At 42.3% G+C, this 10390-nt stretch carries 9 protein-coding genes; all 9 read left to right on the top strand.

Annotated elements, in window-relative coordinates:
* Nucleotides 1-42: 42 nt before the first annotated feature.
* Nucleotides 43-1089 carry a type IX secretion system protein PorQ gene (porQ, locus tag LN995_RS20125; protein WP_229962889.1) on the top strand — a complete coding sequence of 349 codons (1047 nt, stop codon included), beginning with the start codon at nt 43-45 and terminating at the stop codon, nt 1087-1089.
* A gap of 67 nt (nt 1090-1156) precedes the next feature.
* Complete coding sequence (hslU, locus tag LN995_RS20130; RefSeq protein ID WP_229962890.1) at nt 1157-2548, top strand: ATP-dependent protease ATPase subunit HslU; 1392 nt, start codon at nt 1157-1159, stop codon at nt 2546-2548.
* Nucleotides 2549-2690: 142 nt separating this feature from the next.
* On the top strand, nt 2691-3419 hold the full coding sequence (locus LN995_RS20135) for an SDR family NAD(P)-dependent oxidoreductase (protein ID WP_229962891.1): 729 nt from the start codon (nt 2691-2693) through the stop codon (nt 3417-3419).
* Between the two features lie 190 nt (nt 3420-3609).
* The gene (locus LN995_RS20140) at nt 3610-4029 is read left to right on the top strand and encodes an IS1/IS1595 family N-terminal zinc-binding domain-containing protein (protein WP_229962892.1); all 420 of its coding nucleotides are present in this window, start codon (nt 3610-3612) and stop codon (nt 4027-4029) included.
* Between the two features lie 230 nt (nt 4030-4259).
* Entirely contained in the window at nt 4260-5597 is a 1338-nt protein-coding gene (locus LN995_RS20145; RefSeq protein ID WP_229962893.1) for a hypothetical protein, read from the top strand.
* 29 nt (nt 5598-5626) lie between these two features.
* Nucleotides 5627-5890 (top strand): DUF4212 domain-containing protein, encoded by a 264-nt coding sequence (locus tag LN995_RS20150; RefSeq protein ID WP_229962894.1) that lies wholly within the window; start codon nt 5627-5629, stop codon nt 5888-5890.
* Nucleotides 5891-5919: 29 nt separating this feature from the next.
* The gene (locus LN995_RS20155; RefSeq protein WP_229962895.1) at nt 5920-7608 is read left to right on the top strand and encodes a sodium:solute symporter family protein; all 1689 of its coding nucleotides are present in this window, start codon (nt 5920-5922) and stop codon (nt 7606-7608) included.
* A gap of 78 nt (nt 7609-7686) precedes the next feature.
* Complete coding sequence (locus LN995_RS20160; RefSeq protein WP_229962896.1) at nt 7687-7971, top strand: response regulator; 285 nt, start codon at nt 7687-7689, stop codon at nt 7969-7971.
* A gap of 364 nt (nt 7972-8335) precedes the next feature.
* Nucleotides 8336-10270 (top strand): acetate--CoA ligase, encoded by a 1935-nt coding sequence (gene acs, locus LN995_RS20165; protein WP_262910539.1) that lies wholly within the window; start codon nt 8336-8338, stop codon nt 10268-10270.
* The last annotated feature ends 120 nt before the right edge of the window (nt 10271-10390 follow it).

The following is a 10390-nucleotide window of genomic DNA, read 5'->3' on the forward strand; positions in this document are numbered from 1 at the left end:
GTCATTGTGTCTCTTGAAATTATAAAATGCCTAACTTAAGGCATGGTTAAAATTGTAAGTGCCTGGTTGGTTCTACTGCTGGGTTATTCAGTAGTGGGGCATGCACAAATAGGAGGGCAACGTAGCTTTTTATTCTTAGAGCTGCCTGCAAATGCTAAACTGGCTTCCTTGGGTGGTGTAAATGTAACCTCCATGAGCCATGATGTAAGTATGGTTGCCACTAACCCGGCTTTGCTTAATTCAGAGATGGATAACCAATTATCACTGAGTTATGTTAATTATCTGGCTGATGTTAAGCAGAGCAATATAGCTTATGCTTTTAACTCGGAAAAGCTGGGGCGCTGGGCAGCCAGTATAAGTTACCTGAACTATGGCGACTTTGTGCAACGAGATGCAGCAGGGGTTGTAGAGGGTAACTTTAAAGCAAACGATTATACAGTTAATATAACGCATGCACAGCAGGTGGATGCATTTACAATAGGAGTTACGGCTAAGGTAGCAGTATCAAGTATAGCTGGTAGTAAAGCTATGGGAGTGTTGGCTGATGCAGGTGTGGCTTTTAAACACCTGCAAGAAGATTTTACTTTAGGGCTTACGTTCAAAAACCTTGGCTATCAGGTAAAACCTTATGATGGTGCAGAGCGACAGCCTATGCCTTTTGATGCACAGTTAGGTGTAAGCTATAAACCTGAGCATATGCCGGTGCGGCTTTCGCTTACAGCGCAACGCCTTTATCAGTTCGACATTATTTACCTTGACCCAGACCAAAGTGGACAACTGGACGCAAATGGTAAAGAAGTGGAAGAAGAGAAGAAGCTGGGCGATAAAATTGCCCGCCACTTTGTAGTAGGAGCAGAAGTACTGTTCAGTAAGAACTTCCAGGTGCGGGCAGGCTATAACCATTTACGTCGGAAAGAGCTTAGGCTAAGCAATACCTCTGGTGGAGCTGGTTTTTCGGTTGGAGCAATGCTGCGGGTGCGTTCATTTGAACTGAGCTACGGCAGTGCCTTCTTTCATCCTTCTGGCGGTAGCCATTATATTACCGTAAGCACTAATACCAGTACTCTCCTGAAAAAGAAAAGTAGTTAAGAACTATGTACTACGACTAAAGATTAAGCGTGGTACTTTAAAACTTATTCATACTGTGGAAAAAGAAATGTTAAATAATATTGCATCCCTAACGCCAGCGCAGATTGTTGCGGAACTGGATAAGTATATTATTGGACAAAAAGATGCAAAGCGCAATGTGGCTATAGCATTGCGGAACCGCTGGCGTCGCATGAATGCCGATGAGAACATGCAGCGCGAGATTGTGCCAAACAATATTCTGATGATTGGAGCAACAGGGGTAGGTAAAACTGAGATTGCCCGTCGCCTGGCTAAAATTGCCGATGCTCCCTTCACTAAAGTAGAAGCCTCTAAGTTTACAGAAGTAGGTTATGTTGGCCGCGATGTGGAAAGTATGGTGCGTGACCTGGTGGAGCAGTCTGTTAACATGGTGAAAACACGCAAGAAAGAAGAGGTAAAGCAAAAAGCCGCTGAGGTAGTAGAAGACATCATCCTAGATGCACTGATTCCTCCTATCCAGGGCAAAACAAATTCACCCGTTTCTACAACAGTAGACTCTGGTACTATGCCTGAAAATGATTTCGAACTGAACGAGCGCACACGTGAAAGGTTCCGTGAGAAGATTCGCAATGGCGAACTGGAAGACCGCAAAATTGAAATACGTGTGTCACAGAACAGCAATTCGGGAGTAGGTATAATGGGGCCTGGTATCGATGAAGCTTCTATGATGAACATCCAGGAGATGATCAGCGGCATGATGCCGAAGAAGACGAAGAAACGTAAGGTAACTATAGCCGAGGCGCGTAAGCTTTTATTGGAAGAAGAAGCTTCCAAACTTATCGATATGGATGAGGTAAAAGAAGAAGCCATCTTTAAAGCGGAAAATTCTGGTGTTATCTTTATTGATGAGATTGACAAAGTAGCAAGCTCCAGCAAAAAAGGCGGCGGACCAGATGTTAGCCGGGAAGGTGTGCAGCGCGACTTATTACCTATTGTAGAAGGTAGCGCCGTAAATACCAAGTATGGTATCATCAATACAGACCATATTTTATTTATTGCTGCTGGTGCATTCCACGTGGCAAAGCCATCTGATTTGATTCCAGAGCTACAGGGCCGTTTCCCGATTCGTGTAGAGTTGGATAGCCTGACAAAAGATGACTTCTACCAGATACTTAAATTCCCTAAAAATGCACTAACAAAGCAGTACGTAGCTTTACTATCTGCTGAAGGTGTGGAACTTACCTATAATGATGAGGCGCTGGAGGAAATAGCTTCTATTGCATTTGAAGTAAACTCTGAGGTAGAAAATATAGGTGCTCGACGCCTGCACACAGTCATGAGCCGCCTGCTAAACGATATACTGTTTGATGTTCCGGACAAAATCGGGGCCAACGCTCATATTGTAGTTACGCGCGAAATGGTGCAGGAAAAGCTTTCTGATATGGTGCGAAACAGAGATCTGAGCCAGTATATTCTTTGATTCTTAAATAATAAAGCTACAGTTAAGGGTGGTGCTCTGGTTATGACAGGGGTACCACCTTTTTTTATTTAAAGTAAACACCGTAACAATACTTTCTCCCTCATTCGTAATTCTTAACTCATCATTCATAATAAGAAAGCAAGTGAACTACTATATCATAACCGGAGCCAGTAAGGGCATAGGCAAAGCAATAGCTGAAGAGTTACTAAAAAATGAAAAGAACTACATAATTGGCGTGTCCAGGAGTAATAGCATCGAACACCCACGTTACCGTCATCAGCCTTTAGATTTTTCTGACGTAGCAGGTGTGGAAAATAATCTGCACAAGATATTCCTGCCATTAGAAGATGCTGATAAGTTGGTGTTAATCAATAACGCGGGTGTGCTGGGCGATATTGGATATGTTGGAGAAGAGATGGCAAATGATCAGTTTAAGTTTGTGTTTGACATAAACGTAACGGTGCCAGCCATGCTGATGAACTCCTTCCTGCAAACTTACCAACAGCAGAGCTGCCAGAAAGTAATCGTAAATATAAGTTCTGGTGCCGGTAAGTACCCTGTGGATGGCTGGGCTAGCTATTGTGCTTCTAAAGCTGCCATCGATTTATTTTCTGTAACAGTGCAGCAGGAGCAGGATAAACGAGGTACAGGTGTTAAGGTATATGCTTTATCTCCGGGAGTAGTGGATACTGGTATGCAGGAAAACATAAGAGAGTCTGACGCAGCACGATTTAGTACAGTAGAAAAGTTCAGGCAGTACAAGCAGAAAGGAGACTTAGCCTCGCCAGAGGAAGTTGGCAAAAAGGTGGTAAATTTCCTGTACAACACTAATCAGTATAAGGATGTCCTTCTATCGGTACGTGGCATGTAAAAACAAAAAAGTACATAAATAGCTATTCTCACAGAAGGACCTTATCATATTTGATGAGGTCTTTTTATTTGAAACATAATAGATTACACAACATTTGGAGGGAAGATACAGACTATTCAAAGGATGTTTGGTAAACTGATATAGTTATGCTAATTTGATATATCTATTAACTAACGTTAGTAAAAAAATAATGAAATATCCTCTCTGTCCGCGTTGTGAAAACCATCATGTGGTTAAAAGTGGCGTTGTAAACGAACGGCAGCGTTATTGCTGTAAGAAGTGCAACTACTATTTCAGTGTAGACAAGATAGGGAAGAGCATTGATAGCTATTATGTCACGAAAGCACTTCAACTTTATATAGAAGGAATCAGCTACCGTGAGATTGAACGCATTTTAGGTGTGAGCCATGTCTCTGTTATGAATTGGGTGCGTAAATATAAGGTTAAGGCTCCGGAGCAGAGACAGTATCACCCTACCTACAAAATCTTAAACCACACAGAGCTACTAGAGCATCTAAGGAAAAGCGACAATCTTAAAGGTGCCGGAACGATAATAACTGAATTGGGGGACAAGTATATGATGATTAAATGGAAGCGCTTTAAAGAATAAGCCCTCAGCTTCGTTTGCTTCAGCTACTGTAAATATGTACTCCACAGCATATTCCCTCCCTTGATAGGATTACAAGCCCTGTCTCTGATTCAATAGCCATTTTAATGGCTATACCAAATTAACAATAAAGTACCTCGCCTACTCTTTTCTCTTCGCTTTACCATAAATTCCTTAGAACCTGAAGAGGCAGCTGTTCTTATGCTAAGTGTTAACTAATCAATCAGTAAGCCATGAGGATACTATTATTAGCTATGGCAACAACAGTGGCTCTTTGCTATGTAGCGGGCACTGCTAGTGCGCAAAGGAATGCCTTGTATGGTGCCGGAATGAAAGTAGCTATAAGTGAAGATGGTTCAAAATACATTCGGTTCATAACCTGGCACCAGGTCTGGCTCCGCTATAACGAAAACAACACAGGGTCTTATCGCAATAATGTAGCACAGGACAATATATTTGATATAGGACTTCGCAGGTCGCGTGTGCTTATATATGCACAAATTTCGCCTCGTTTCCTAATCGTGACGCATTTTGGGATGAACAACCAGAGTGCAGTGAGTGGAGGTTATCTGGGTAACGATGGTAAGAAACCCCAACTGTATATGCACGATGCCTATGTGGACTATAAAGTGATAGGCAACTACCTCTCTGTTGGCGCTGGTCTTCATTATTGGAATGGTATTTCAAGAATAACTAACACCAGCACACTTAATTTACTGACTATTGATGCACCCATTTTTAACTGGCCTACTATAGAAGCAACAGACCAATTTGCCAGAATGCTGGGTGTTTTTGCAAAAGGTAAGCTGGGAAAGCTGGATTATCGTGTAGCAGTAAATGATCCTTTTGTGACAAACACGGCTCAAGTCGTTGGCCCTGCTGCAAATTATAATCCTCAGAATAACAGCAAAGCATACCAGGGATACTTTAAATATCAGTTTCTTGAGCAGGAGCCTAACCTATTGCCGTACATGGTGGGCACTTATTTAGGTATAAAGAAGGTGTTCAACATTGGGGCTGGCTTTCACTATAATAATAATGGGATGTGGCGCACGGAACAAAATGACTTGGTGCTGGACACGGTAAAATCAGATATCAGCTTGTTTGGTATAGATGCTTTCCTTGATTTACCATTAAATACGTCCTCTGGTACGGCGCTTACGGCTTACGCTGTATACTATAATTATGACTTTGGCAGAAATAATGTTCGGATTATTGGCATCTTAAACCCTGCCACAGGGGGAGGCGTGCTTCGCGGAAACGCTTTTCCTACAGTAGGTACCGGTAATATATTATACGGCCATGCGGGATACTTATTACCTGGAAATACCTTGGGAGAAAAGGCCAGGCTGCAACCTTATGCTGCTTTCAGTTACGCCAGCTTTGAGGGGCTGAGAGACAACCATGGTGAAAAAGTGCCGGTTAAAATGCTGGATATAGGGGCTAACCTTTTGCTGGAGGGGCATCATTCCAAAATCACACTGAACTACCGCAACCGCCCGGATTTTACTAATGTGAACAATATAAGATACAAGCCTGAAATTATACTGCAGGCAATGGTTTATCTGTAACAACAACAACTCTTTTACCAATATACCTCATGCAAGATAATAAAAAAAAGATGCAGGAGTACTGGAGACGCAACGTCCGGATTCTCTTTATACTGTTAGCTATTTGGTTTCTGGTTTCCTTTGTCTTTGGAATTCTTTTGGTTGATGAGCTTAACCAGATAACGTTCGGAGGGTTCAAACTTGGATTCTGGTTTGCCCAGCAAGGTTCCATTTATTGCTTTGTGTTGATCATTTTTATTTACGTCTGGCTGATGAACAAGCTGGACAGAGAGTTTGATGTACACGAAGATTGACCTTAACCTCACCATAAACCTTTAGAAAAATGGATATCTTAACCTGGACGTACATTATTGTGGGGCTGAGCTTTGCCCTGTACATTGGGATTGCAATTTGGTCTAGAGCTGGCTCTACAAAAGACTTTTATGTGGCAGGCGGCGGCGTATCCCCAGTAGCAAACGGCCTGGCCACTGCAGCAGACTGGATGTCTGCTGCTTCCTTTATTTCTATGGCCGGCCTTATCTCTTTTATGGGGTACGATGGCTCTGTGTACCTGATGGGCTGGACAGGAGGCTATGTATTGCTGGCTTTGCTGTTGGCACCTTACCTACGCAAGTTCGGTAAGTTTACCGTTCCTGATTTTGTAGGGGACCGCTATTATTCTAAAACCGCAAGGTTGGTTGCCGTGGTCTGTGCCATTTTCGTATCTCTTACTTATGTGGCGGGGCAAATGCGTGGGGTAGGCATTGTATTCTCACGTTTCCTGGAGGTTGAAATAGAGACAGGGGTGATTATCGGTATGATCATCGTTCTTTTTTATGCTGTGTTAGGAGGCATGAAAGGGATTACCTATACACAGGTGGCGCAGTTCTGCGTGTTGATTTTTGCTTATATGGTACCTGCCATTTTTATTTCTATATTACTGACAGGAAACCCTATCCCTCAGATTGGCCTTGGCAGTGAGCTAAAAGAAGGTGGTTATCTGCTAGACAGGCTGGATGGTTTATTGACAGACCTTGGGTTTGCAGCTTATACCAACGGGAGCAAAGCTACTATAGACGTTTTCTTTATTACAGCAGCCCTTATGGTAGGTACCGCAGGCTTACCTCATGTTATCGTACGTTTTTTTACAGTACCGCGGGTGAGAGACGCACGCAGATCGGCTGGTTTTGCGCTTCTCTTTATTGCTGTACTTTACACAACGGCTCCGGCTGTAGGGGCCTTTGGTATGTATAATATGCTTAGCACAACCAGTAACCGGTCCATAGCTTCAATGCCACAGTGGGTAAACAATTGGCAAAAGACTGGACTTATTGCTGTAGAAGATAAGAATGCTGATGGACTGATACAGTATGTGAAGAACACAGAGCAGAACGAACTGGTAATAGATAAAGATATTATGGTGTTGGCTAACCCTGAAATAGCAGAGCTGCCTAACTGGATAGTAGCCCTGGTGGCAGCCGGTGGCCTGGCAGCGGCGCTTTCTACAGCAGCCGGTCTGTTGTTGGTTATCTCTACCTCCATCGCACACGACCTGTTGAAGAAGTCATTCACGGCAGATATTTCAGAGAAGCAGGAGCTAACAGCAGCACGTATTGCGGCTACTTTAGCGGTAGTGGTGGCAGGTTACTTTGGAATAAATCCTCCTGGCTTTGTGGCAGAGGTTGTTGCCTTTGCCTTTGGCTTAGCTGCAGCATCGTTTTTCCCTGTTATTATTATGGGCATTTTTTCTACACGTATGAACAAGCAGGGAGCCATATGGGGAATGTTGACTGGGCTTTTGTTTACAATTGCCTATATCTCTTACTTTAAGTTTATTAATCCGGAGGCTAACAAACCTGAAAACTGGTTGTTTCAAATATCACCAGAAGGAATAGGGACACTGGGCATGATACTGAATTTTGTTGTATCCAGTACAATATCAAAAATGACACCTCCACCACCTGTTTATATACAAGACCTGGTCGAAGATATTCGTGTGCCGAGAGGAGCCGGAGCTGCCGTAACACATTAATTTTTAAAAATAGAAGACACACTCGCTTGTGCTGCCTTCAAAAGAGCTTCTAAAGCTAAAGCACAAGCTACGGGAAGTATGGCGAAGCTAAAGGTACTGCTAATGGACAGAGAGCCTAATGTTATTATGCGATTAGAACTGCTGATGCGCAAAAATGGCTATGAAGTGTTTATTGCGCGTAATAGTTATGAGGCTATTCAATGTATGCAGAAAAAGCTTCGTGATTTGGCAATCCTGGATATGATAATGTCTGAGGCAGGTGAGGTATGTCAGTATATCAGCAAAGTAAGAAAAACGTTAGCTATGAATGTTATTTTGTTGGATGCTAAGACAGATGATGCAGCTATTGAAAAAGGGGGATGAAGCAGACATGTATATATTTAAGCCTTTTCCAATACGCCTTCTGCTGGATAAAATGAAAGAACTGCTTCATTAAAAGAATACCCGAAAGTGGAGGATCATATCTAAAGAAAGAGTCTTAATCTACAATAATGAGGTAAGGGCGCTTTGATGGTATATAGTTGGGCATCTAAAATAAATAAGCTGGTGTTACTAACAAAAAGTAGCAACAGAATTTAAGATTGTACTGTATGCTAAATATAGGTTTTATAAAATTCTCCGTAAATTAAGACGGAAATATCCTTGTAAAGGATCAGCAAACGTATAAATTCCGTCAGTAAGTAATACTGCAAGCACAGGTGTTGGAAGAGGGGCTAAAAGTGTTTAAATGACTAAAACATTAAATTATCAAACCTCAAAAACTATGAGTTACCATCAGATTAAAGATTTTGAAGAATATCAACAGGTTTATAAACGAAGTGTAGATGACCCCGAAGGTTTCTGGGCAGATGTAGCGGAATCTTTTACATGGCGTAAAAAATGGGATACAGTATTGGAGTGGAATTTTGAGGAGCCGAATGTAAAATGGTTTCAAGGGGCTAAACTTAACATTACCGAAAACTGCCTCGACCGCCATTTAAAAACCCGGGGTAACAAGCTGGCTTTGATTTGGGAACCAAATGATCCTAAAGAAAAGTTCGTACGCTATACATATAGGGAACTATACGAGCGGGTGTGCCAGTTTGCCAACGTGCTTAAGAAAAACGGAGCAAAGAAAGGAGACCGGATCTGTATTTATATGCCAATGATTCCTGATCTGGCAGTTGCTGTGTTAGCCTGTGCGCGTATAGGTGCAGTTCACTCGGTGGTGTTTGCTGGTTTTTCAGCTTCATCTATGGCTGATCGTATTAATGATGCTGAGTGCAGTATGGTAATTACTGCTGATGCCTTGAACCGTGGCACAAAACAGATTCCTGTAAAAAGGATTGTAAATGAAGCGCTGGAGCAGTGCAAAACAGTAAAAAAAGTAATAGTAGTAGAGCACTTAGGCTGGGCCGTTCAAATGACGGAGGGGCGCGATGTGTGGTATCATGATGAGGTTGAAGGTGTAAGCAAAGAATGCCCTGCTGAAGAAATGGATGCGGAAGATTTGTTGTTTATACTTTATACCTCAGGTTCTACGGGTAAACCTAAAGGAGTGGTACACACCTGCGCCGGGTATATGGTGTATGCCCAGTACAGTTTCTGTAATGTGTTTCAGTACGAAGAAAGCGATGTTTACTGGTGTACAGCAGATATCGGATGGATAACAGGCCACACTTATTTACTGTACGGGCCGTTACTGGCAGGTGCAACTACTGTTATGTTCGAAGGAGTGCCTACTTACCCGGATGCAGGGCGCTTCTGGCAGATTGTTGACAAATTTGGTGTTTCTATTTTTTATACAGCGCCAACCGCTATTCGTGCTTTAATGGGAGCAGGGGTAGATCACGTGCTGTCTTATAGCCTGGACTCGCTCAGAGTACTTGGTTCTGTAGGGGAGCCGATAAATGAAGAAGCCTGGCACTGGTATCATATACACATAGGTAAAGAACGTAGCCCGGTAGTAGATACCTGGTGGCAGACTGAGACTGGTGGTATCATGATTTCTACTTTAGCAGGAGTAACACCTATGAAACCTAGCCACGCAGGTTTTCCGCTACCAGGAGTACAGCCTATATTAGTTGACAGTGATGGCAATGAAATAAAGGATAATGAGGTAGAAGGATATCTGTGTATGAAATTCCCTTGGCCCGGCATGATTCGTACAACTTATGGGGATCATGAGCGTTGCAGAATCAGTTACTTCTCAACTTACAAAGGTTTATACTTTACCGGTGATGGGGCCAAACGTGATAAAGATGGCTTGTATCGTATCATTGGTCGTGTTGATGACGTAATAAACGTATCTGGTCACAGATTTGGTACTGCTGAAATAGAGGAAGCTATCAACCATAACAAGAACGTGATAGAATCTGCTGTAGTAGGCTATCCGCATGATGTAAAAGGGCAAGGCATTTATGCTTATGTTATTTGTGATAAAATGCCTGAAAACATTGATAATCTGCGTTCTGAAATAATTGAGACGGTAGTGCAGCAAATAGGTAAAATTGCAAGACCTGATAAAATTCAGGTCGTAAGTGGATTACCTAAAACACGTTCCGGTAAAATTATGCGACGCATCTTGCGTAAAGTTGCTGAAGGAGACACCTCTAATTTAGGAGACACTTCTACATTACTAGATCCGGATATTGTAGATGAAATAAAAGAAGGAGCTCTTTAAAAGAGAAAGAAGAAAAGTTTAGTTGTTTAAGTCCTGTAGCATTTGTTACAGGACTTTTTCTTTAAATATTGGATGAGTTTTCCATAACAGCATTAAAGCCATAGAAAAAACATCAACAGC

The organism is Pontibacter silvestris, assembly GCF_020907275.1.
Classification (GTDB): Bacteria; Bacteroidota; Bacteroidia; order Cytophagales; family Hymenobacteraceae; genus Pontibacter; species Pontibacter silvestris.